A 21,116-nucleotide genomic window follows, 5' to 3' on the forward strand; every position below is an offset into this window, starting at 1 on the left:
ATCAACGATGCTAAGAACGCTCCCCCCTCGGCACAACCCCCCGGGCCGAGCAAGCGCTTAGTTTCTCCCCCGCGATCCTCTCGCATCCCGGCCGGACCTTCCATGCGCGGGCAGGACGCCCCGCCCGGCCGCACACCGGCCGGCCCCCTCCGCTAGCCTGCCTGCCACGTCTCCACCCGTCCCCGTGCCCGGAGGTACTCGTGAACAGCCAGAACGGGGCGGCACGCCCCCTGGACGTCGTCCTTTTCGGTGCCACCGGCTTCGTGGGGGTGCTCACGGCCGAGTACCTGGCGGCACACGCCCCCGAAGGGCTGCGCTGGGCGCTGGCCGGCCGCAGCCGCGCCAAGCTGGAACGGCTGCGTGAACGGCTCACCGCGATCGAACCGGGCTGCGCCGGGCTGCCAGTGCTGGAGACCGACGCGGACGACGAGGACGCGCTGCGCGAACTCGCCTCCTCCGCACGGGTGGTGGCCACGACGGTGGGCCCGTACATCCTGTACGGCGAGAAGCTCGTCGCGGCCTGTGCCGAGGCGGGGACGGACTACCTGGACCTCACCGGCGAGGCCGAGTTCATCGACCGGACCTTTGTGCGCCACGACGCGCGGGCCCGGGAGACGGGCGCCCGCATCGTGCACGCCTGCGGCTTCGACTCCGTACCCCATGACCTCGGGGCGTACTTCACGGTCAAGCAGCTGCCGGAGGGCGTGCCCCTGACCGTCGACGGCTTCGTCCGCAGCAACGCCGTGTTCTCCGGCGGTACGTTCGCCTCGGCGCTCACCGCGATGGGACGCGGGCCGCAGATGCTGCGGGCCGCCCGGGAGCGGCGGCTGTACGAGCCCCGCCAGGTGGGCCGCCGGGTCCGCACCCCCGCCGGCTCCCCGCACTTCAACGGGGCCACGGGCACCTGGGCGCTGCCGCTGCCGACCGTGGACCCGGCGATCGTGGGCCGCTCGGCACGGGCGCTGGAGCGGTACGGCCCCGACTTCCGCTACCGCCACTTCGCCTCGGTCAAGACCCTGCCGATGGCCCTCGGCGGCCCGGCGGCCGTAGGTGCGCTGGTCGCCGCCGCGCAGATCGAAGGCGTACGGGAGTGGCTGATGGGGCGGTACGAGGCGGGGCAGGGGCCGGACGCGGAGCGCCGCAGGCGGAGCTGGTTCACCATCCGCTTCGTCGGGGAGGGCGGCGGCCGGCGGGTCTTCACCGAGGTGTCCGGCGGCGATCCGGGCTACGACGAGACGGCCAAGATCCTCGCCGAGTCGGCCCTGTGCCTCGCCCTGGACAAGCTCCCGGAGACCTCCGGCCAGGTCACCACGGCGACGGCGATGGGCGATGCCCTGCTGGAGCGCCTGACGGCGGCGGGGCTGCGCTTCCGGGTGGCGGCGGTGCGGTGAAGGATTGCCGGGGCGGGGCGGTGAGCGGGCTCCGCTAGAAGATCCAGCCGGCCAGCGTGTAGAGCATCGCGCCCAGCCAGACGAGGCCGACGACCCCGCCGAGGGCCATACCGAGGGCCATGCGGCGCTGGGCGGGGTCGAAGGGCGCGGGACGGACGGCTGCGCGAGTGGCGTTCATGTGTTCAGCCTGCCCAGCAAGATCGCTTTATGCCATCCGTACAGATACTCAGTCGAATCCGGCAGACAGCGGTGCCCCTCAGGCGGTCGCTTCCCGCAGGGTCTGCCGGCACAGGGCGTCCGCCCGGCGGGTGCTCTCGGGCTGGCGGAAGCGGCGGGCCAGGCGCAGGGTGTGGGCGCAGGCGTTGTCGAGGCTGATCCGGTGGCCGACGGAGACGAAGACCGGGTTGGTGTTCTCCTGGGTGCGCAGCGCCCGGCCCACCACCTCTTCGCCGTCCACCAGCGGGGAGAAGTCACCGCGCCGGGGGCCGGGGGCTTCGTACGAAAAGGTGAACGGGTTCTTGCCGACGCCGATCACGGGCAGTCCGGTGAGCACGCCCAGGTGGCTGGCGAGCCCGAAACGGCGCGGGTGGGCGAGGCCGTAGCCGTCGCAGATGACGACGCCGGGGTCGACGCCCAGCGACTCCAGGGCTTCCAGCACGGTGGGCATCTCGCGGAAGGCCAGCAGCCCGGGGACGTAGGGGAAGGTGATCTTTCCGACCGCGGTGGCCTCGTCCACGGTCTCCAGTGTCTCGGCGTCCAGCACCACGGCCGCCGCGACGACGACATCCTTCTCGTCGTCGTACGCCACGTCGACCCCGGTCACCCGGCCGGTTCCGGGCGGCGGCCCCGGCTCGTCCAGCACCACCAGGCCGCGCAGGCGGTCCTGGATCGCCCGGCCCTCGGCTTCGTCTGCGGGGGTCTCATGGGCGGGAGTGGGCTGCGTAGTCATGACCAGCAGCTTAGGCGGTTTCGGGGCACCCCCTCTCCCGTAGCCTGGCGATCATGTTCGTACTCGAATTGACCTACACGGCCCCGGTCGAACGCGCGGACGCGCTGATGCGGGAGCACATCGCCTGGCTGGACGAGCAGTACGCGGCGGGCGTCTTCATCGCATCCGGCCGCAAGAACCCCCGGGACGGCGGGGTGATCCTCGCCGTCGGGGACGACCGGCAGCGGATCGAGGAGATCGCCGCAGCCGACCCCTTCGCCGCACACGGGGTCTGCGCCTACCGGATCACGGAATTCATCGCCACCAGAACCGCAGCCGAACTTGCGCCGTGCAAGCAGGAGTTGCCCGGCCGGTAGACCGGTCGGGCAACGCGCTCCCCGGCTTCGTCCCTGGCCGGAGCGCACGCCGGTCAGGATGCGCGGCCGAGAAGCGGGCAGGAGGGCGGGGGTGCGGGGAAGTGCGGAGGAGGGGCGGGGCGTGGGCGGTGACGCAGCTCACGCCACCCGCCGGTGCACGGATCGACGCGTTCCGTCGTCTACTCCAATGCCGGGAACCGTTCACCCAGCCGCGAGAGGGAGCAGGTCTTGTCCAGCGTTATCGAGCAGTCCGTGCAGGCCCGCATGGTCGCGTCCGCCCCGCGGATGGAAACCCTGCCCGCCACTCTGCAGTACGACCGCAGGGACCCCTTCGCCGTGCGGATGGCGTTCCCGGCCCCGGCGACCCTGGAGGGGACCGAGGTGTCCTGGGAGTTCTCCCGCGAGCTGCTGACGGCGGGGGTCGACACTCCCGCCGGGGAGGGCGACGTCCGGGTCAGGCCGTTCGGGTACGAGCGGACGGTGCTGGAGTTCCACGCGGCCGAGGGCATCGCCATGGTCCACGTACGCACGGCGGAGCTGCGCCGCTTCCTGGAGCGGGCGCAGGAGCTGGTGCCGGTGGGCGAAGAGCACCGCTATCTGGAGCTGGACCGGAACCTGACCGATCTGCTCGGCGGCACCTGCTGACCGGCGGACCACTGACGCCGTAGCCGCACAGCCGTAAAACGCGTTGCCGGGACGTGCGCCCCGGTTCTACCTTCGTGATGTTCCTGTTGTCGTCGGATCGGAGAAGGACGTTGCTGATCTGAGGTCCCCTGCACCGTGCAGCGCCGCCACGCCCCGTCGTGGCCGCAGGCGCCCGTGTGCGATCTCAGCTCGTCAGCCGTCCTCAGCTCATTACCCGACGTACCCGGGAGATCCGTATGTCTGCGTCCGACACCCATATCAGCTGCACATCCCTCTCCTTCTCCTGGCCCGACGGCACCGAGGTCCTCTCCGGCTTCGACCTCGCCGTGGGCCCCGGCCGTACCGGGCTCATCGGGCTCAACGGGTGCGGCAAATCCACCCTGTTGCGGCTGATCGCCGGTGAACTCGCCCCGCTGGAGGGTGAGATCAGGATCCGAGGCGGACTCGGGTACCTGCCGCAGACCGTGACCCCGGACACCGCGCTGCGGGTCGATCAGGTGCTGGGGATCGCGGACCGGCGCGCGGCGATCGACGCCGTCGAGGCGGGTGACGTACGCGAGGAGCTCTTCGCGGTGATCGGCGACGACTGGGACGTCGAGCAGCGCGCCCGCGCGACCCTGGACGGGCTCGGCCTCGGGCACATCGGGCTGGACCGCACCGCCGGGGAGATGTCCGGCGGCGAGTGCGTGCTCCTGCGGCTGGCGACCCTGCTGCTGGCCCGCCCCGGGGTGCTGCTGCTGGACGAGCCGACGAACAACCTGGACACGGTCGCCCGCGGGCGGCTGTACGACGCGGTCGACGCCTGGAGCGGGGCGCTGCTCGCGGTGAGCCATGACCGGGAGCTGCTGGAGCGGGTCGACCGGATCGCGGATCTGCGGGACGGCTCGGTCACCTGGTACGGCGGAAACCTGTCGGCGTACGAGGAGGCGCTGGCCGTCGAGCAGGAGGCTGCGCAGCGCATGGTTCGGGCCGCCGAGTCCGATGTGCAGCGGCAGAAGCGCGAACTGGCCGAGGCGCACATGAAGCTGGCCCGGCGCAGGCGCTACGGGCAGAAGATGTGGGACACCAAGCGGGAGCCCAAGGTGGTGATGGGCCAGCGCAAACGGTCCGCCCAGGAGTCGGCCGGCAAGCACCGGATCCTGCACACCGAGCGGCTGGCGGAGGCCAGGGGGCGGCTCGGTGAGGCGGAGCTGGCGGTGCGCGAGGACGAGGAGATCCGGATCGAGCTGCCGCGGACCCGGGTGCATCCGGGGAGCGAGGTGCTGTTCCTGCGTGATCCGGTACCGCCCTACGGGCCTCCGCTGCGCGGGGAGCTGGCGGTGCGCGGGCCCGAGCGGATCGCGCTGACCGGGCGCAACGGGGCGGGCAAGACCGCGCTGCTGCGGACGATCGCGGGCGAGCTCGCCCCGCTCTCCGGGGAGGCCACGACGCTGCTGCCGACGGGATTCCTCCCGCAGCGGCTGGACACGCTGGACGACGCCCAGTCGGTGACGGACAACGTGAAGCGGTCGGCCCCTGGGCTGACGGACAACGGCGTCCGGGCCCGGCTCGCGCGCTTCCTCTTCAAGGGGGGAGCCGCGGACCACCCGGCCGGGACGCTGTCGGGCGGGGAGCGCTTCCGGGCGTCGCTGGCGATGCTGCTGCTGGCGGATCCGGCGCCCCGGCTGCTGCTGCTCGACGAGCCGACGAACAGCCTCGATCTGGCGAGCGTACGGCGGCTGACCGAGGCGCTCGACGCGTACGAGGGGGCGCTGATCGTGGCGAGCCACGACGTGCCGTTCCTGGAGTCGATCGGGGTCACCCGGTGGCTGCGGCTGGACGGGGAGCTGCGGGACACCACGGCGGAGGAGGTCCGGGCGGGGCGGTGAGCGGCCGGGGAGGATCCACGGGAAAAGGCGACAGAAGCTGTCGGGTATCCCGCCTAGCGTCGTCGCCATGGATCACAGCACCGAGCGCGGCATCGTCATCACCGGGGCGCACGAGAACAATCTGCACGACGTCTCCCTCACCCTGCCCAAGGGACGGATCACCGTCTTCACCGGGGTCTCCGGGTCGGGGAAGTCGTCCGTCGTCTTCGACACGATCGCCGTGGAGTCCCAGCGGCAGCTGAACGAGGCCTTCACCTCGTTCCTGCGGAACCGGCTGCCGAAGTACGAGCGGCCACGGGCCGAGTCCATGGAGGATTTGTCCGTGGCCGTCGTCATCGACCAGAAGCCGCTGGGCGGCAACGTCCGCTCGACCGTGGGCACGGCGACGGACATCTGGTCGGTGCTGCGGGTGCTGTTCTCCCGGTACGGCACTCCGAGCGCCGGCGGGGCGACCGCGTACTCCTTCAACGACCCGGCGGGCATGTGCCCCGAGTGCGACGGGGTGGGGCGGACGGTCCGGCTCGACCTGGACCGGGCGGTGGACTGGTCGAAGTCGCTCAACGAGGGGGCGCTGCTGCTGCCCGGCCTCTCGGTGGGCAGCTGGGAGTGGAGCCTGTACGGCGGGTCGGGGCGGTTCGACAACGATCTGCCGCTGCGTGAGTTCGGCGAGGAGGAGCGCCAACTCCTGCTGTACGGATCCGGGTTCACCGTCCGGGTCGACATGCGGACCGGTTCGGCGGACATGCGGTTCGAGGGGGTCGTGGCCCGGTTCGAGCGGCTCTACCTCAAGCGCGACACCGCATCGCTGTCGGAGAAGCGGCGTGCGGCGGCCGACCGGTTCACCGTCGAGCGGGTCTGCGGCTCCTGCGGCGGGGCGCGGCTGAACGCGGCGGCGCTCGCCACCCGCGTCGACGGGCTCTCGCCCGCCGACTACGGGCGGATGGAGGTCGCCGATCTCGTCGGCGTGCTGGCGCGGATCGACGATCCCGTGGGCGGGCCGATCGCGGCGGCGGCCAGCGAGCGGCTGGAGCGGCTCGTGGGGATCGGGCTCGGCTATCTCAGTCTCGAACGGGAGACGACCACCCTCTCGGGGGGTGAGGGGCAGCGGCTCAAGATGGTGCGGCACCTGGGGAGTTCACTGACCGGGCTGACCTTCGTATTCGACGAGCCCAGTGTCGGGCTGCATCCGCGCGATGTCGGGCGGCTCGGCGATCTGCTGGTGCGGCTGCGGGACAAGGGCAACACGGTGCTGGTCGTCGAGCACGACCCGGATGTGATGGCGGTCGCGGATCACATCGTCGACATGGGGCCGGGCGCCGGGGCGGAGGGCGGGCATGTCGTCTTCGAGGGGCCGTTCGACCGGCTGCGCGAGGCGGACACGCTCACCGGGCGGTGTCTGCGCCGACGGACCCCGCTCAAGCGCGAGTTCCGCTCCCCCACCGGCCATCTCCCGGTCCGGGGCGCCGATCTGCACAACCTCAAGGGGCTGGACGTGTCGTTCCCCACCGGCGTGCTGACCGTCGTGACCGGTGTGGCGGGTTCGGGCAAGTCGACGCTGGTCTCGGAGGTGTTCACGGCGGCCCACCCGCAGGCGGTGGTCGTCGACCAGAGTGCGATCACCGCCTCCTCCCGCTCGACCCCGGCCTCGTACATCGGCGCACTGGACACCATCCGCAAGGTCTTCGCCCGGGAGAACGGTGTCGACGCCGGGCTGTTCAGCTTCAACTCCGCGGGCGCCTGCCCGGGTTGCTCGGGCCGCGGGGTGATCTCCACCGATCTGGCCTTCATGGACCCGGTCACCACGACCTGCCAGGAGTGCGACGGCCGCCGGTTCCACGACGACGTGCTGAAGCACCGGGTCGGCGGCCGGTCCATCGTCGACGTGCTGGAGATGACGGCGGCGCAGGCGGTCGGGCTCTTCGAGGACCGCGCACTGCTGCGGAAGCTGCGCACGCTCGACGAGGTCGGCCTCACCTACCTCACGCTCGGCCAGCCGCTCAGCACGCTCTCCGGCGGTGAGCGCCAGCGGATCAAGCTCGCCACCCAGTTGCACCGCGCCTCCAGCGTGTACGTCCTGGACGAGCCGACGACCGGGCTGCACCTGGCCGACACGGGCGCGCTGGTGGATCTGCTGGACCGGCTGGTCGACGCGGGAAACACGGTGATCTGCGTGGAACACAACCTGGAGGTGCTCAAGCGCGCGGACTGGGTGATCGACCTCGGTCCGGACGGCGGGAAGAACGGCGGCGAGCTGGTCTTCGAGGGGACGCCGGAGGGGCTGCTGGCGGACGGCGCCTCGGTTACCGCCAGGTACCTTCGCCGGGATCCGGGCCTTGACACGGTCCTGCCCGTGGGGCCCCGCTGACCTGCGAAGACCCGCCGGAGACCTCCTGAGGCCCGCCGGATCCGGCCGTGAGCTGCGCGCATAACGGTACGTAATCGGGTGCCCGCGGGGACGGGCTTGGCTTAGCCCTTACCGTCGCCTTAACCTACGGTCACGTAACCTACGAATCCGTAGGTAATTCCCGTCCCCCACTCCCGTCCCCAGGAGCTCCCCGTGACGATCACCTCTCCCCACCTCGGCAGTTCGAAGGCGTGGACCGACGCCCAGCTGCTGTTCGCGCTGGAAGAGGTGGTGGAGAAGGAACTCAACCGCCATCTCAATGTCGCCAAGGACTGGATGCCCCACGAGTACGTCCCCTTCTCCGACGGCCGGAACTTCCCCGGCATCTTCGAGGACGGCGAGGCGTGGTCGGCCGACCAGTCCAAGGTGACCGACATCGGCAAGATCGCCCTCGTGGTGAACCTCCTCACCGAGGACAACCTCCCCAGCTACCACCACGAGATCGCCTCCCTCTTCGGCCGCGACGGCGCCTGGGGCACCTGGGTGCACCGCTGGACCGCCGAGGAGGGCCGCCACGGCATCGTGATGCGCGACTACCTGCTCACCTCGCGCGCCGTCGACCCGGACAAGCTGGAGCAGTTCCGCATGACGCACATGGCGGAGGGCTTCGAGTCGGACAACCGGCACTCGATGCTGCACTCCGTCGCGTACGTCGCCTTCCAGGAGCTGGCCACCCGCGTCTCCCACCGCAACACCGGCCACCAGTCCGGTGACCCGGTCTGCGACCGGATGCTGGCCCGGATCGCCACCGACGAGAACCTGCACATGGTCTTCTACCGCAATCTGCTGGGCGCCGCCTTCGAGCTGGCCCCGGACCTCACCATGCAGTCCGTGCGCGATGTCGTCGTCAACTTCCGGATGCCCGGACACGGCATGCCCGGCTTCGAGCGGGCCGCCGCGCAGATGGCGATCGGCGAGATCTACAACATGCGCATCCACCACGACGACGTGATCCAGCCGGTGCTGCGCTACCTGAAGGTCATGGACATCGACGGGCTCGGCCCGGAGGGCATGAAGGCGCAGGAGGAGCTCGGCCTGTACATGAGCGGGCTGGACAGCGAGGCGTCGAAGTTCGACGAGAAGCTCGCCGCCCGCAAGGCGCGGATGATCGCGCGCGGCCGCGCCTGACACCGTCGCCCCGCCGCCCTGCCGGGCACTCGTCTGCCGTCGTTCCGCCCTGTCATCCCCCCGTGTCATTCCACCGCCGTGACCTCCGCGTACGCCATATCGCGCACATCGCCGCAGGGGTGCTGGCGCAGCATCCGCAGCTGGGTGCGCCACGGTCCGGTCCACGCTGTGCGCCGGCCGCAGGCCACCGTCAGTTCGGCGGCGAGCAGCCCCTCGGCCAGGTCTTCGGTCCCCGCCAGCCGTGCGACGACGACCAGCAGGGTCTCCGGGTCACCGGCGTACGCGCCACGGGTGAAACAGGCACGGCGGCCGACGGCGGCCGCGGTCCGGGCGGCGAGCGCGGGACGGCCGGTGTGCAGGGCCGCCAGCTCCACCAGGGCGGCCTGCAGCGCGTCGGCGTCCGTACCGTCCAGTTCGATTGACTCGGCGAGCAGGGACACGGCCTGCGGTACGAGGTCGCGGTGGCCCGCGAGGACCCGCCCGGCCTCGCCGAGCACGGCCCGGCCCTGCGCGTCGTACGCCTGCGGCCAGCCCGTCAGCGCCCCGGTCAGCCGGCCGATGCGCTGACGGGCGGGCCGGTCGCGTTCCGCCCCGGCGTCGTCCGCCGTCTCCCCGGTCGCCAGCAGCATCAGCGCGCGCCGCAGCGCCGTGGCAGCCTGCGGTGTGACCGGGGCGGCCGCGGCGAGCGCGTCGGCGGCGGAGCTCCAGGTCCCGCGCCGGTCCATGTCGGTGAGCGCCTCGACCAGGACCGTGGCCGCTCCGGGTGCCCAGGGCAGCCACGGGACCAGTGCCCGGTGCCCGAGGGCGGCGAGTCCGTCGTCATCCGATCCGCACACCTTCTGGACCAGCCTGGCGTAGCGCGGCCGGTGGCCGGGGTCCAGCTCGTTCGGGTGCGTCCGCAGTACGGCGGTGCGCAGCGCGCGCCCGCCCGTCGCCGCGTCCGCCATCACCTCCCACATCCGCTCGTCACCGAGCAGCGCCGTACCGGAGGCGACGCAGGCGGCCCGCACGTCCGGGTGCTGGTCCGGCTCCGCGTACGCGTCGGCGAGGAGGGCGGCCGCGTCCGGCAGGGGCAGCAGGGCGGCGGCCAGCCGGACCGTCTCCTTGCGGCTGGTCACCTTGCCCGTGCCGGGTGCGGTGCGGGCGGCGAGCAGCACGCGGAGCCGGGAGGGGCGGGCGTGGGCGGCGGCCCGCCCCGCCGCGTACAGCGCGACCCGGGCACGGTCGTCCCCGGCGTGGGCGAGCAGGTCGGGCAGGGCGTCGGCGGGCCGGTCGGTGTGCGCGAGGGCGGCCAGCGCGGCTTCCGCGAGCACAACGTCCGGGTCGTCCACCCATCCCCGTAGGGCGTCGGCGCCCCGCCCGGGAAGCCCGGCGAGCAGGCCGAGTGCCGCCCCGCGTGCGTACAGCGGCAGCTTCCCGTCCGCCACCGTGCGTTCCAACTCCCCCTGCACGGCGCGCTGCTGGCGGGGAACCCAGCGGGTCCCGGCGTATTCGGTGCCGACGGTCCAGACCGTGCCGGGGGTGAGGAAGCGGCCCCAGGGCGGGGTCCCGCCGAGGTACCCGTCGAGCAGGTCGGTGCGCCGGGTCGTCAGAACCCGCTGCACGGCGGGCAGGGCGGCGGCGGACGGGTCGCGGGTCAGTAGACGCTCGACCCGTGCGTCCCGGTCCGCCGGCTGCCGGAGCCAGAGCTCGACGGCGCTGCGGGCGGTGGGGTTGGCGCCGTAGCTCACGGCCTGCCAGAGGAGGTCCTGGAGGCCGGGCATCGTGTCGGCGCGGCGCCCGAGCGCCCGGGCGAGGGCGAGCACGAGGTCGTAGTCGGAGCGTTCGGCGCCCGCTTCCAGCCAGGGCAGCAGCGCTTCGAGGACGGTGTGCTCCTGGCCCCGGCGCAGGGTCCGGTCCAGGCGTCCGAGGTCGGCGCTGCCGCTGTTGCCGGAGATCCGGACCAGGGTGCGCAGCGACCAGTTGAGCAGGGCGCGCTCGCCGGTGACCGCGTGTTCGCGCAGGACGGCGACAGCCAGCGAGCTGAGGGCCGAGCGGGTCCCGGCGGAGGAGTCGCGGGCCTCCACCGCGTCGGCGGCGATGCGGTCGAGCAGCGGTTCCACGGCGTCGGTGAAAAGGACGGGCGGGACGGTGAGCAGGGCCCGCAGGGCGGTGGAGCGCACGGGGTCCTGCTCGTTGCGCAGCCGCTGCAGGTCCTCCAGCACGGCGGCGACGGTGGCCCGGTCGCCGGAGCGCCCCGCGTTGCGGACGAGCAGCGACCAGGCGGCGGCGCGGTCGGCGGCGGCGGGTTCGCGGGTGGCGGCCAGGAGCCGTTCCCGTACCTCGTCGAAGGGGAGGTAGGACTCGGCGCGCAGGACGGTGGCCCGGTCGGCGCCACGGCTCCGGGCGCGGTCGGCCAGGCGCCGCGCGACGGATGCCACATGGGTACGGGGCAGGGCGTCCAGCAGGTCGGTGTCGACGGCGGCTTCGACGCCCTCGCCCTGGCCCGCGGTGACCGCTTCGTGGACGGCGGCGCGGCGGTGGGGTGCCAGGGCGCGGAGGAGGCGGGGCAGCAACTCCGGTGAGCTGCGCCCGAGTTCAGCTATGAGGTCGTCGGGAAGGTCGCCCACGAGTCGGTGGACCAGGGTGCGGCTGAGTGCCCGCTCGGGTATCGCGCAGGTGTCGGGGGCGAGGAGCAGGCGGGCGAAGCGGGTGGGGCCGGCGCCGGCGAGGTGTCCCAGGCGGCGGAAGAGCGACCCCGGGAGCCGGGCGGGGCCGTACCGTTCGAGCAGGTCGAGCACCCGGTGCGGGAGGGCCCTGGTCGCTGCGGCGATGCCCCGGTCGTGGCCGTACCAGTGCCACCAGCCGTCGCGTTCGGCGGCGGGCAGGGCGGCCAGCTCCGCTTCGGCCGTGTCGAGCAGCGGGCCGGGGTGGTGGTGGCCGAGCGAGGACCAGCAGCCCACCGAGCGCAGCAGTGCGGGCAGCAGCTCCGCCGCCGTGGCGGCCGAGCACCCGGGCAGCAGGCGGGCCGCCTCCGGGTCGCCCCAGGTCGTACGCAGGGTGGGGACCAGCCGGTCGGCGAGCGCGGTGCGGCCGTCCAGGACGATGGCGCGGACGAGCTGGCGCCGTACGGCGGCGGGCGCGTCGGCGAACGCCTCCTCGTACACCTGGTCCGGCACCCCGAGGCTCCGGGCCGCGCGCAGGGCCTGCCCGCGTACGACGCCGTCCTCGTCGGCGATGTGCGCACCGATCCACTCGGCGTCCCGGCCGACGGCGGCCGCGACCACGGCGATCCGCCGCTCGTACGGATCGCCGTCCTCCAGCTCCTCCAGCACCGGGCGCAGCAGCCCTTCGGCCGCCAACCGCTTGGCACGGGCGGCGAGTTCGCGGGTGCGGCGGGGGTGGGGCAGGGGGTCGAGCGCGTCGAGGAGGACAGCGGCGAGGACGAGTGGCTGGGCGTCGGTCATGGGGGGATTGTGCCGTGCCGGGTGGTGCCCGCCCCACGGGTTTACGGAGCCGGGGCCTGCCGACGGTGTGCGAGCGGGACCGGTGGGCCAGGGCGTGTCCGGCCCTGATCCGGCGGACAGGCCCTAGCGGACCGCCGCCACCCGGGCGTCCGCGCGGATGAGTTCGGCGGCGCGCTCGGCGAGGGCCACGGTCGGGGCGTGGGTGTGGCCGCGCGTGATCCTCGGCATCACCGACGCGTCGACGACGCGCAGTCCCGTCACGCCGCGCACCCGGAGCCGGGGATCGGTCACGGCGCCCTCGTCCTCGCCCATGCGGCAGGTGCCGACGGGGTGGTAGAGGGTCTCGGCCGCGCCGCGGATCGCCCGCGCCAGCTCCGTGTCGTCGACCACTCCCGGGTAGAAGCCCATGGGTTCGCCGGTGTGGGCGGCGAGGTGCGGGGAGGCGAGCAGGGTCTCCGCACGGCGGACGCCCGCGATGAGGCGGCAGAGGTCGGACCCGTCGGTGAGGTATCCCGGGTCGATACGGACCCCGGTGCCGTCGGGGGCGAGGGTGATGCGGCCGGTGCTCCCGGGCTGGAGCAGGATGACGCCGAGGGTGATGCCGTGCTCGGTGGGGGCGGCCAGTCCGTGGTTGATGAAGGGCGCCGGGGCGAAGATCAGCTCAAGGTCGGGGGCGGTCTGTTCCGGGGTGGAGCGGACGAACGCCACGGCCTCCCCCACGTTCGAGGTCAGCGGCCCGCGGCGGGCGAGGAGGTAGCGCGCGAGGTTGGCGGGTGTGTCGGCGCCGGTCAGAGTCACCGGATGCGGGCAGCGGACCGTGACGGCGAAGGAGAGATGGTCCTGGAGGTTCCGGCCGACGTCCGGGGAGGCGGCACGCACCTCGATCCCGGCCGCGCGGAGCTTCTCCGGGTCACCGATGCCCGAGCGGAGCAGCAGTTGGGGCGAGCCGATCGCGCCCGCGCTCAGGATCACCTCGCGGCGGGCGGTGAGGCGGCCGGTACCGGCTTCCGTCTCCACGCCGGTGACGCGGGATCCCTCGAAGGTGAGGGAGCGGACCCGGGCGCCGGTGAGGATGTGGAGGTTGGGCCGGCGGGCGGCCCGTTTCAGATAGCCGTCGGCCGCACTCCAGCGGCGGCCCCGGCGCTGGTTGAGCGGGGAGAGGGCACAGCCGCTGTGGTCCGGCGCGTTGAGCTCGGGCAGCTCCGGCAGTCCGTCGGCCCGGCAGGCGGCGAGGAACGCGGCGCTCAGCGGGCTCGGGTCGCGGGGCGGCGAGATGAAGAGCGGCCCCTCGGTGCCGTGGACGGTGCCGTCGGTGGTGGGTCCTGTCCACTGCTCCGCGCGCCGGAAGTACCGTACGAGGGCGTCGTGGGACCACTCCCCGCCCGCGCTCCGGGCCCAGGTGTCGTAGTCGTCCCGGTGTCCGCGCACCCACATCATCGCGTTGATGGACGAGGAGCCGCCGAGGCCGTGGCCGCGCGGCCAGTACAGCTCGCGGCCGCCGAGGCCCGGCTGGGCGACGGTGTGCAGATCCCAGTCGTACGGGGTCTTGAACAGCTTCGGGAAGGCGGCCGGAATGCGGATCTCCGGCTTCCGGTCGGGTCCGCCGGACTCCACGAGCGCGACGCCGACCGTCGGGTCCTCGGAGAGCCGGGCGGCCAGGACGCAGCCCGCCGATCCGGCGCCGACGACGATGTAGTCGTAGGTGGTGGTCATCGCGACTCCCTGCCCGGTGCGGATGCCTGCGGCGGACAGCGGAATTCTGGCATGTACGGGGGTGGTTCAGCCCTGGTCGCGCTCTTCCCGGCGCAGTTGTTCGCGCTCCTTCTCGGAGAGCCCGCCCCAGACGCCGAACCGCTCGTCGTTGGCGAGTGCGTACTCCAGGCAGGCCACGCGCCCCTCGCAGGCACCGCACAACTGCTTGGCCTCGCGCGTCGAACTGCCCGGGGCCGGGAAGAAGAACTCGGGTCCGGCCTGCGCGCACAACGCGGTCTCCTGCCAGTCGAGCGCGTCCTCGGTCACCATATTCATCAGCATGGGACATACGGTGCCCGGCCGCGATAAACGACTGATCAACGATTCATCAACCGGCCGTCGCGGCGACCGTCGAGGGCCCTGACGCCGCCCCGCTACTGCCTCGGCTGGGGCTTCATCACCGCGAAGACCGCCCCGTACGGATCGGTGACGTTGGCCATGGTGCCGACGCCCGGCACCTCCATCGCAGGAAGCGCCTCCGCGCCGCCGAGCCGCTTGGCGGCGGCCACCGCGGCCTCCACGTCCTCGACCGCGAAGTAGGGCATCCAGTGCGGGCCGCGCGCGGCTTCGGCCGGGACGTCGCTCATCGTGACCAGGCCGCCGAACGACAGCTCCGGGCCGGTGCCCGCCGGGTGGACCGTGGTGTAGACGTACTCGGTGCCCTCCACCTTCAGCGCCTCGGTCCTCCAGCCGAAGACGTCGGCGAAGAAGGCGGCCGCCGCCGGGACGTCCGGGGTGTACAGCTCGGCCCAGAGGAGCGAGCCCGGCTGCTGGATGATGCCGAGGCCGGGATTCCGCCGCGGCTGCCAGACGCCGAAATAGGCTCCGCCCGGGTCGGTGAAGCCGCCCATCCGGCCGTGGTCGAGGACGTCCATCGGCTCGAACGCGGAGCGCCCGCCCGACCGGGTCACCAGCTCGGCGGTGGCGCTGATGTCGGGCGACTGGAAATAGACCGACCAGGCGCTGGCGGACTGCTCCTCGGGGACCGTCATGACTCCGGCGACGGTGTGGCCGTCCAGGGTGAACATCCCGTATCCCCCGACCTCTGGGCCGCCGGGGACGAGCTCCCAGCCGAGGAGAGCGCTGTAGAAGGCGGTGGCCCCGTCGAGGTCGGGCGTACCGAGATCGACCCAGTTGGGTGCTCCGTCGGGGAAGGCGGGGTTGAGCATGGTGTGCTCCTTCAGCGGATCCCGTGGCCCCGCGCGCACGGCGGTACGGGGCTGTTCCCTGTCCCGCCGAGTCTCGCACCGGCCACTGACAACCGCAGTCCACACAGGGCCGACCGGGGGCCGCGGCCCCGCTCCTTCGCAGGTCAGCGCCGCAGCCCCAGGGCCGGGAGCACGGTCTCGGCGACCCGGTGGGCCTCCTCCAGGAGCGGGTTGCCGGAGAGGATGAAGGTGTCGACACCCAGCTCCTCGTACTCCTTCAGCCGCTCGATCACCTGAGCTGTCGAGCCGACGACGGCGGTGCCGGGGCCCGGGCGGAAGAGGCTCATGCCGGGCCACAGGTTGGGGTGGGCCTCCAGCTCGCGGGCGCGGGCCGGGACCCTGCCGCCGTGCTGGCGGAACTGGCGCTGCCAGCCGACGCCGTCCTCCCCCGCCCGGTCGCCGAGCTGCCGGGCGTACGTCGCCTCGCTGGTGACGTCCAGCAGCCGGTCGGCCGCCGCCCACGCCTCATCCTCGGTGTCCCGGACGATGAGGTGGAGCCGCAGCCCGATGCGCAGCGTACGGCCGTGGGCGGCGGCCCGGGCCCGGACCTGTTCCAGCTTCTCCTTCAGCAGGTGCGGGGGCTCGCCCCAGGTGAGGAAGACGTCCACGTGCTGGGCGGCCATCTCGATGCCGGGCGCGGAGGAGCCGCCGAACCAGAGCGGGATGTGCGGTTCCTGGACGGGCTTCAGCTCGCGGAACGAGGCGCCCGCGTTCTTCAGGTCGTAGAAGCGGCCCCGGTGGTCGAAGACCTCGCCCGCGGTGAGCCGTTTGACGATGGACCAGTACTCGGCGCTGAGTTCGTACCGCTCGTCGTGCTCGACGTGGAGCCCGTACTCCTGGAGGGACTTGGTGGATCCGTTGACCACGTTGAAGCGCAGCCGTCCGCCGAAGAGCTGGTCGAAGCTGAGTGCCATCTTGGCCAGCAGGGTGGGGGAGATCAGTCCGGGGTGGACGGCGAGCAGCGGCTTGAAGCGGGTGCTGGTGGCGGCGGACAGTGCGCTGCCGAGCGGCCAGACGTCGTACAGGTCGGTGGCGAGCAGCGCCCCGCTGTAGCCGAGGTGTTCGACCGCTCCGGCGAGGCGGGTGAGATAGCCGAGGTCGGTGCTGCGGCGGCCGGCGGGTTCCCACGGGTAGGCGCCTTCGCGCGGGATGATGTACCAGAGGACTTCGGGGGCCATGGGGCTCAGACCGCCTTCGGGGCGGAGGCCGGGTCGGTCGCGGAGGTGTGGGCGACGGCGCGGGCCACGGTGACCGGGTGCTCGATGAAGCCGGTGCGGTGGAAGATGTCGGCCGCTTCCTGCTGCTCGGCGAGGAACTCCTCGCTCACCGGCTCGATCCGCCAGGGCAGGGCGGTGAGCGCGCTCTCCCAGTCGTCCGCCTCGCCGCCGAGGTCGGCGGCTGCCAGCTGGGCGGCCTCACGGGGGTGGGCGGCGGCCCAGTCGTCGGCGCGTCGCAGGGCGCGGGTCAGGGCTTCGACGATCTCGGGCCGCTGCTCGGCGAGTTCGCGCCGGGTGAAGAACACCGACCGGTCGCTGATGACGTCGCCGGTGGGGATGAAAGTGCGCAGTCCGCCGATGCGGCGGGCGGCGGCGAGCTGGGGTCCCTGGGCGACCCAGGCGGCGATGGCGCCGGTCCGCAGGAGCTGCTCGCTCTGCTCGGTGGAGCGTACGGCGGTGATGTCGTGGGCGTAGGAGAGTCCGGCGTCGTCGAGGGCCTTGGCGACGAGGTGGGTCTGCCAGGAGCCGATCGCCAGGTGGACGGTGGTGCCCTTGAGGTCGGCGACGGTACGGACCGGGCTGTCCTCGGGGACGAGCAGGGCGCCGTGTTCGGGGCGCGGGGCGGAGACGGCGGTGTAGACGAGGTCGTGGCCCGCGGACTGGGCGGTGACGGGCGGGGTGGAGCCGGTGCCGCCGAAGTCGATGACGCCCTGGGTGAGGAGTTCGCCGGTGCGGACGCCGTTGCTGTACGGGTGGAAGGCGACGCTCTCGCCGAGGGGTTCCAGCTCCTGCTGGGCGAAGCCGAGCCGGGTCAGGTGGTAGAGGTGGAAGAGGGACGGGTTGCTGGCGTGCACACCGATGGTGATGGTCATTCAGATCACTCCGACACGGTCGAGTTCGGGGGTTTTTACGGGGTGGGACGCGGCCGGGACGCCGAGGTCGTCGAGGAGGCGGCGGCGCAGGGCGGCGAAGGCGGGATCACCGGGGTCGCGGGGGCGGGCGACGGTCACTTTCTCGTCGGTGACGAGCTTTCCGTCGCGCAGGACGGCGACCCGGTCGGCGAGGCGTACGGCCTCCTCCACGTCATGGGTGACCAGGAGGACGGCGGGCCGGTGCCTACGGCACAGCTCGTCCACCAGGTCCTGCATCTTCAGCCGGGTCAGGGCGTCGAGCGCGGCGAACGGCTCGTCGAGCAGGAGGAGTTCCGGTTCCCGCACGAGCGCCCGGGCCAGGGCCACGCGCTGGGCCTCGCCGCCGGAGAGGGTGGCGGGCCAGGCGTCCGCGTGCCGCTCCAGGCCCACTTCGGCGAGGGCCCGCAGCCCGTCCTCGCGCCGGCCGCGCGGTAGGGCGACGGTGACGTTGGCGAGGACCCTCTTGGACGGTACGAGGCGGGGCTCCTGGAAGACGATGGTGCGGGCCTCGGGGACGAGCACCTCTCCCCCGTCGGCACCGTCCAGTGCACCGAGGATCCGCAGCAGGGTCGTCTTCCCGCTGCCGCTCGCACCGAGCAGGGCGACGAACTCACCTCGCGCGATGTCGAGTTCGAGGCCGTCGAGCACGGCCCGGGTGCCGAAGACCCGGCGCAGCCCCCGTACCCGTACAGCTGCCTGATGGTGAGCGTTCTCGGTCATCGGCGGGCTCCCTGCGGGGTGCGCCACGGCATCAGGACGCGTTCCAGCAGCCGTACGAGGATGTCGGCGGTGAGACCGAGGAGCCCGTACACGAGGATGCAGACGGCGAGGATGTCGGTGCGGGCGTAGCTCTGGGCCTGGGACATCAAGTAGCCGATGCCGGCGGTGGCGTTGATCTCCTCGGCGGCGATGAGGGCGATGACGCTGAGGGTCATCGAGAGCCGCAGTCCGGCCAGCAGCGAGGGCAGGGCGCCGGGCAGGACGACCTCGCGGACGATGGCGAGGCGGTTCATGCCGAAGGAGCGCATGGCCTCGACGAGTTTGGGGTCGGTGTTGCGGACGCCGCTGGAGGCGGAGACGTACATGGGGAAGGTGGTGGCGACCGCGATGAGGAGGATCTTCGCGGTCTCGTTGATGCCGAACCAGACCATGAACAGCGGGACCAGGGAGAGGAACGGAATGGTGCGCAGGGTCTGGAGGGAGGAGTCGAGCAGCTCGTCACCGAGCCGGGTGAACCCGGTGGTGATGCCGAGGGTCAGTCCGGCGGCGAGACCGATGAGCAGCCCGAGCCCGGAGCGGGTCAGGGAGGTGGTGAGCGCGTCGGGCAGCTGGCCGTTGCCCCACACCTCGCCTACCGCGCGCAGCACTTCGGCGGGCGAGGCGAGGACGTCCGGGGTGAGCAGGCCGGTCGCGGAGGCCGCCCACCAGAGGCCGAGCAGGGCGAAGGGGCCGAGGGCGCGGACGGTCAGGGCGTAGGGGCGGCTGCGGGGTCTGCGGAGCTGGGGACGCGGGGTGACGAGCCCCGGGGGTGGCGGGGAGTCGATGGCCTTCACACGGGTGTCGCTCATGTCAGCTTGTCGACGTCGAGGAGGTGCGCGGCGACATCCACCTTCTCCTTGGTGACCTTCTGCTCGGCGTAGAAGGCGGCGACGGACTCGAAGCGGGCGATGTCCTCGGGACCGATCGGGTCCACGGTTCCGGACTGCGCGGTGATCTCGGTCTGGACCTCCTCGGCCTTGCCGGTGACGGCGGTCGGGCCGACGTCGGTGAAGACGTTGAGGTAGGCGGCCGGGTCCTTCTTCTCCTTGGCGCTGGCCGTGTGCAGGTAGTCGTAGAGGGCCTTGAGGACGTCGGGGTGCTTCTCCGCGAAGCCCGTACGGACGGCGTTGAGGCTGTAGTTGTCGGAGCCGATCGCCTCTCCGTCGGCGAGGAAGTGGGCCTTGCCGCTGCCGATCTCCGCGACCGCGTAGGTGGCCCAGACGGCCCAGGCGTCGACCTGTCCGGCGTTGAAGACGGCGGCGGTCTGGTCGGGGCGCAGGTAGACCCGCTCCACCTTGTCGGCCGGGATCTTCTCCTTGGCCAGCGCCTTGAGCAGCAGGTACTCGCCGGTGCCGCCCTGGTTGACGGCGACCTTCTTCCCCACCAGGTCGGCGACCGAGTCGATGCCGGAGCCGTCGCGGACGAGGATGCCCTCGCCCTTCGCGTCGGGGTCGACGGCGGTGAAGAACTTGAAGCCGGGGCGCTGCGAGAGCGAGGTGATGCCGGAGGTGACGGAGCCGGTGGCGATGTCGAGCTGGTCGGCGTTCATCGCCTGGGCGGCCGGGGCGAACGGGCCCGCGCTGCCGGTCCACTTGACCTTGGCGCCGACCTTGCCGAGGGCCTTGTCGAGACTGCCGTCCTTCTTGGCGAGGGCGAGGATGCCGGAGTTGCCGGGGTCGGGGATACGGACGTCGACGGTCCTGCCCGAACTGCCTGCGGGTGCGCTGTCGTTGTCGGTACCTGCGGTGGAGCAGGCGGAGAGGGCGAGGAGGGCGGCGGCCGCGAGGAGAGCGGTCGGTACGGTCGTACGGAGACGTGGTCGGGTGAGGTTCATGGTGGTGGTCCTCGGGCTCAAGGGGCGGCGGGCTGGTGGGATTTCGGGTGGGCGGCGTTCAGCGCGGCGGCTCGGCGGAGCGGCCCGGGGTCGGCCCAGGAAGTGACCTGGACCGGCTCGGGCAGGAAGCCGTGGGCGCGCAGGGCGCTCTCCTGCTCGGCGAGCAGGGCGAGGCGCTCCGGTGAGAGGTCGGGGTGGAGGGTGCGGTGGGTACCGGGGCGGTAGGCGCCGGCGACCCCCTCGGCCCCGGCCCCGGTCTCGGCGCCGAGGATCCGGTCGACCTCCGCCGGGCTGCCCGCCGCCCAGTCGGCGGCCCGGAGCAGTACGGCGAGGAAGCGGTCGACGAGCGCGGGGTGTTCGTCCAGGAGGTCCTGGTGAACGGTGATGGGGCGCGGGGTTCCGTTGTTGATGCGGAAGCGGCGGTCCGGCAGTTCGTCGAGCTCCACCGCGACCTCGGCCCCGGACCTGCGGGCCGCTTCGACGGCGAGGGCCCCCTTGACGTACACCGCGTCGACGTCGCCCCGGCGCAGTGCGGCCAGTTCGGCGGCCCACTGCCCCGCGTGCCCGTCCGCCGGTACGTCGACCGGGACGGTGTCCGCCAGGGAGAGGCCCGCCGAGGCGAGGGCGCCCTCGAAGCCGCGCAGCGCCATGGCCCGCCAGAAGTCGATGGCGATGGAGTGCGCCGGCAGCGCGATCCGCCGCCCCCGCAGGTCACCGGCCGATCGGATGCCGGAACCAGGGGCGACCAGGACGACCTGGCGCTCCTCGATCCAGGTCAGGCCGACCAGCCGGGTCCGCTCACCGCGCGAACGGGCCCACAGGGCAGGCACGTTGCCGCCCTCGCGGAAGAGTCCGGGCAACGCGTGGGTGAAGTGGGCCTCCCGGTCCGCGTCCGGTTCGGCGTCCTGGAGGGAGCGGACCGTGATCCCGTCGGGGGCGAACTCGTCGGTGAGCCAGTGCCGGTCGGCCGCGATCCCGGTGGCGGTGGGCACGGGACAGCGGGTGAACCAGAGCGTCGGGGGCAGGGCAGGAGCAGACGTCATGGGGGTGTGTCTCCACAGAGGTCGGGGTGGGGTGGCGCGTGGGGTGGCGGGGGCGGCCCCGCGGCCTCCCGCGATCGGCAGGTGCCCCCAGTGGCGCGTACGGCGGCACACGGGGGGAGGTCGCGGCCCACCGTGGCCCGCATGGAGATCAGCGGTGGCGGAGCGGGTCCACTGCGGCGCGGGGGGCGGCCGGTGAGGTACGGGA

Annotated in this window: 18 protein-coding genes; 6 read left to right on the top strand and 12 right to left on the bottom strand. The window is 72.8% G+C overall.

The annotated features are described in order from the left end of the window. Positions 1–200 precede the first annotated feature (200 nt). The gene (locus tag ACK8N7_RS04640; RefSeq protein WP_500441068.1) at positions 201–1,391 is read left to right on the top strand and encodes a saccharopine dehydrogenase family protein; all 1,191 of its coding nucleotides are present in this window, start codon (positions 201–203) and stop codon (positions 1,389–1,391) included. 34 nt (positions 1,392–1,425) lie between these two features. Here the strand turns inward: ACK8N7_RS04640 and mmpA are convergent, their stop codons facing one another. Together mmpA and ACK8N7_RS04650 are read right to left on the bottom strand one after the other, a co-directional pair. After that, positions 1,426–1,569, bottom strand: a complete 144-nt coding sequence (gene mmpA / locus ACK8N7_RS04645) for a morphogenic membrane protein MmpA (protein ID WP_403210462.1) — start codon at positions 1,567–1,569, stop codon at positions 1,426–1,428. 78 nt (positions 1,570–1,647) lie between these two features. After that, positions 1,648–2,340, bottom strand: a complete 693-nt coding sequence (locus ACK8N7_RS04650) for an endonuclease V (protein ID WP_015612670.1) — start codon at positions 2,338–2,340, stop codon at positions 1,648–1,650. Between the two features lie 53 nt (positions 2,341–2,393). Between ACK8N7_RS04650 and ACK8N7_RS04655 the strand changes: the two genes are divergently transcribed. The 5 genes from ACK8N7_RS04655 (at position 2,394) to ACK8N7_RS04675 (ending at position 8,741) form a co-directional block, all read left to right on the top strand. Beyond that, on the top strand, positions 2,394–2,696 hold the full coding sequence (locus tag ACK8N7_RS04655) for a YciI family protein (protein ID WP_500441070.1): 303 nt from the start codon (positions 2,394–2,396) through the stop codon (positions 2,694–2,696). A gap of 228 nt (positions 2,697–2,924) precedes the next feature. Then, on the top strand, positions 2,925–3,341 hold the full coding sequence (gene ssgD / locus ACK8N7_RS04660; RefSeq protein WP_403210458.1) for a spore wall synthesis regulator SsgD: 417 nt from the start codon (positions 2,925–2,927) through the stop codon (positions 3,339–3,341). A gap of 236 nt (positions 3,342–3,577) precedes the next feature. Beyond that, the gene (locus ACK8N7_RS04665; protein WP_500441072.1) at positions 3,578–5,209 is read left to right on the top strand and encodes an ABC-F family ATP-binding cassette domain-containing protein; all 1,632 of its coding nucleotides are present in this window, start codon (positions 3,578–3,580) and stop codon (positions 5,207–5,209) included. A gap of 67 nt (positions 5,210–5,276) precedes the next feature. After that, on the top strand, positions 5,277–7,574 hold the full coding sequence (locus ACK8N7_RS04670; RefSeq protein ID WP_500441074.1) for an ATP-binding cassette domain-containing protein: 2,298 nt from the start codon (positions 5,277–5,279) through the stop codon (positions 7,572–7,574). A 192-nt stretch (positions 7,575–7,766) separates the two neighbouring features. Further along, positions 7,767–8,741 carry an acyl-ACP desaturase gene (locus ACK8N7_RS04675; RefSeq protein ID WP_403210452.1) on the top strand — a complete coding sequence of 325 codons (975 nt, stop codon included), beginning with the start codon at positions 7,767–7,769 and terminating at the stop codon, positions 8,739–8,741. 65 nt (positions 8,742–8,806) lie between these two features. Here ACK8N7_RS04675 and ACK8N7_RS04680 read toward each other — a convergent pair whose 3' ends face one another. The 10 genes from ACK8N7_RS04680 to ACK8N7_RS04725 form a co-directional block, all read right to left on the bottom strand. Next, positions 8,807–12,187 carry a hypothetical protein gene (locus ACK8N7_RS04680; protein WP_500441076.1) on the bottom strand — a complete coding sequence of 1,127 codons (3,381 nt, stop codon included), beginning with the start codon at positions 12,185–12,187 and terminating at the stop codon, positions 8,807–8,809. 123 nt (positions 12,188–12,310) lie between these two features. Continuing rightward, positions 12,311–13,900 (bottom strand): GMC family oxidoreductase, encoded by a 1,590-nt coding sequence (locus tag ACK8N7_RS04685; protein WP_500441078.1) that lies wholly within the window; start codon positions 13,898–13,900, stop codon positions 12,311–12,313. A gap of 66 nt (positions 13,901–13,966) precedes the next feature. Next, on the bottom strand, positions 13,967–14,221 hold the full coding sequence (locus tag ACK8N7_RS04690; protein ID WP_403210446.1) for a WhiB family transcriptional regulator: 255 nt from the start codon (positions 14,219–14,221) through the stop codon (positions 13,967–13,969). 92 nt (positions 14,222–14,313) lie between these two features. Then, positions 14,314–15,108, bottom strand: coding sequence for a VOC family protein (locus tag ACK8N7_RS04695; protein WP_403210444.1), 795 nt, complete (start codon positions 15,106–15,108; stop codon positions 14,314–14,316). Positions 15,109–15,251: 143 nt separating this feature from the next. Then, on the bottom strand, positions 15,252–16,325 hold the full coding sequence (locus ACK8N7_RS04700) for an LLM class flavin-dependent oxidoreductase (protein WP_403210442.1): 1,074 nt from the start codon (positions 16,323–16,325) through the stop codon (positions 15,252–15,254). Between the two features lie 5 nt (positions 16,326–16,330). Then, positions 16,331–17,236: an ABC transporter substrate-binding protein gene (locus ACK8N7_RS04705; protein WP_403210440.1), complete on the bottom strand. Its 906-nt coding sequence runs from the start codon at positions 17,234–17,236 to the stop codon at positions 16,331–16,333. Further along, entirely contained in the window at positions 17,237–17,995 is a 759-nt protein-coding gene (locus ACK8N7_RS04710; protein ID WP_403210438.1) for an ABC transporter ATP-binding protein, read from the bottom strand. Continuing rightward, a complete protein-coding gene (locus ACK8N7_RS04715; RefSeq protein WP_403210437.1) occupies positions 17,992–18,843 on the bottom strand; it encodes an ABC transporter permease in 852 nt (283 codons plus the stop codon). The genes ACK8N7_RS04710 and ACK8N7_RS04715 overlap by 4 nt, the downstream gene beginning before the upstream one ends. Then, a complete protein-coding gene (locus ACK8N7_RS04720; RefSeq protein WP_500441082.1) occupies positions 18,840–19,868 on the bottom strand; it encodes an NrtA/SsuA/CpmA family ABC transporter substrate-binding protein in 1,029 nt (342 codons plus the stop codon). Before ACK8N7_RS04720 ends, ACK8N7_RS04715 begins: the two co-directional genes overlap by 4 nt. Positions 19,869–19,885: 17 nt before the next feature. Continuing rightward, entirely contained in the window at positions 19,886–20,911 is a 1,026-nt protein-coding gene (locus ACK8N7_RS04725; protein WP_500441084.1) for an ABC transporter substrate-binding protein, read from the bottom strand. Between the last annotated feature and the right edge of the window lie 205 nt (positions 20,912–21,116).

This window comes from Streptomyces griseobrunneus, assembly GCF_046713465.1.
Taxonomy (GTDB): domain Bacteria; phylum Actinomycetota; class Actinomycetes; order Streptomycetales; family Streptomycetaceae; genus Streptomyces; species Streptomyces microflavus.

Coding starts and splice junctions, on each gene's coding strand:
- ACK8N7_RS04710 (WP_403210438.1), bottom strand. CDS start 17,995: ATGACCGAGAACGCTCACCATCAGGCAGCTGTACGGGTACGGGGGCTG.
- ACK8N7_RS04665 (WP_500441072.1), top strand. CDS start 3,578: ATGTCTGCGTCCGACACCCATATCAGCTGCACATCCCTCTCCTTCTCC.
- ACK8N7_RS04670 (WP_500441074.1), top strand. CDS start 5,277: ATGGATCACAGCACCGAGCGCGGCATCGTCATCACCGGGGCGCACGAG.
- ACK8N7_RS04690 (WP_403210446.1), bottom strand. CDS start 14,221: ATGCTGATGAATATGGTGACCGAGGACGCGCTCGACTGGCAGGAGACC.
- ACK8N7_RS04695 (WP_403210444.1), bottom strand. CDS start 15,108: ATGCTCAACCCCGCCTTCCCCGACGGAGCACCCAACTGGGTCGATCTC.
- ACK8N7_RS04725 (WP_500441084.1), bottom strand. CDS start 20,911: ATGACGTCTGCTCCTGCCCTGCCCCCGACGCTCTGGTTCACCCGCTGT.
- ACK8N7_RS04700 (WP_403210442.1), bottom strand. CDS start 16,325: ATGGCCCCCGAAGTCCTCTGGTACATCATCCCGCGCGAAGGCGCCTAC.
- ACK8N7_RS04680 (WP_500441076.1), bottom strand. CDS start 12,187: ATGACCGACGCCCAGCCACTCGTCCTCGCCGCTGTCCTCCTCGACGCG.
- ACK8N7_RS04650 (WP_015612670.1), bottom strand. CDS start 2,340: ATGACTACGCAGCCCACTCCCGCCCATGAGACCCCCGCAGACGAAGCC.
- ACK8N7_RS04655 (WP_500441070.1), top strand. CDS start 2,394: ATGTTCGTACTCGAATTGACCTACACGGCCCCGGTCGAACGCGCGGAC.
- ACK8N7_RS04685 (WP_500441078.1), bottom strand. CDS start 13,900: ATGACCACCACCTACGACTACATCGTCGTCGGCGCCGGATCGGCGGGC.
- ACK8N7_RS04720 (WP_500441082.1), bottom strand. CDS start 19,868: ATGAACCTCACCCGACCACGTCTCCGTACGACCGTACCGACCGCTCTC.
- mmpA (WP_403210462.1), bottom strand. CDS start 1,569: ATGAACGCCACTCGCGCAGCCGTCCGTCCCGCGCCCTTCGACCCCGCC.
- ACK8N7_RS04705 (WP_403210440.1), bottom strand. CDS start 17,236: ATGACCATCACCATCGGTGTGCACGCCAGCAACCCGTCCCTCTTCCAC.
- ACK8N7_RS04715 (WP_403210437.1), bottom strand. CDS start 18,843: ATGAGCGACACCCGTGTGAAGGCCATCGACTCCCCGCCACCCCCGGGG.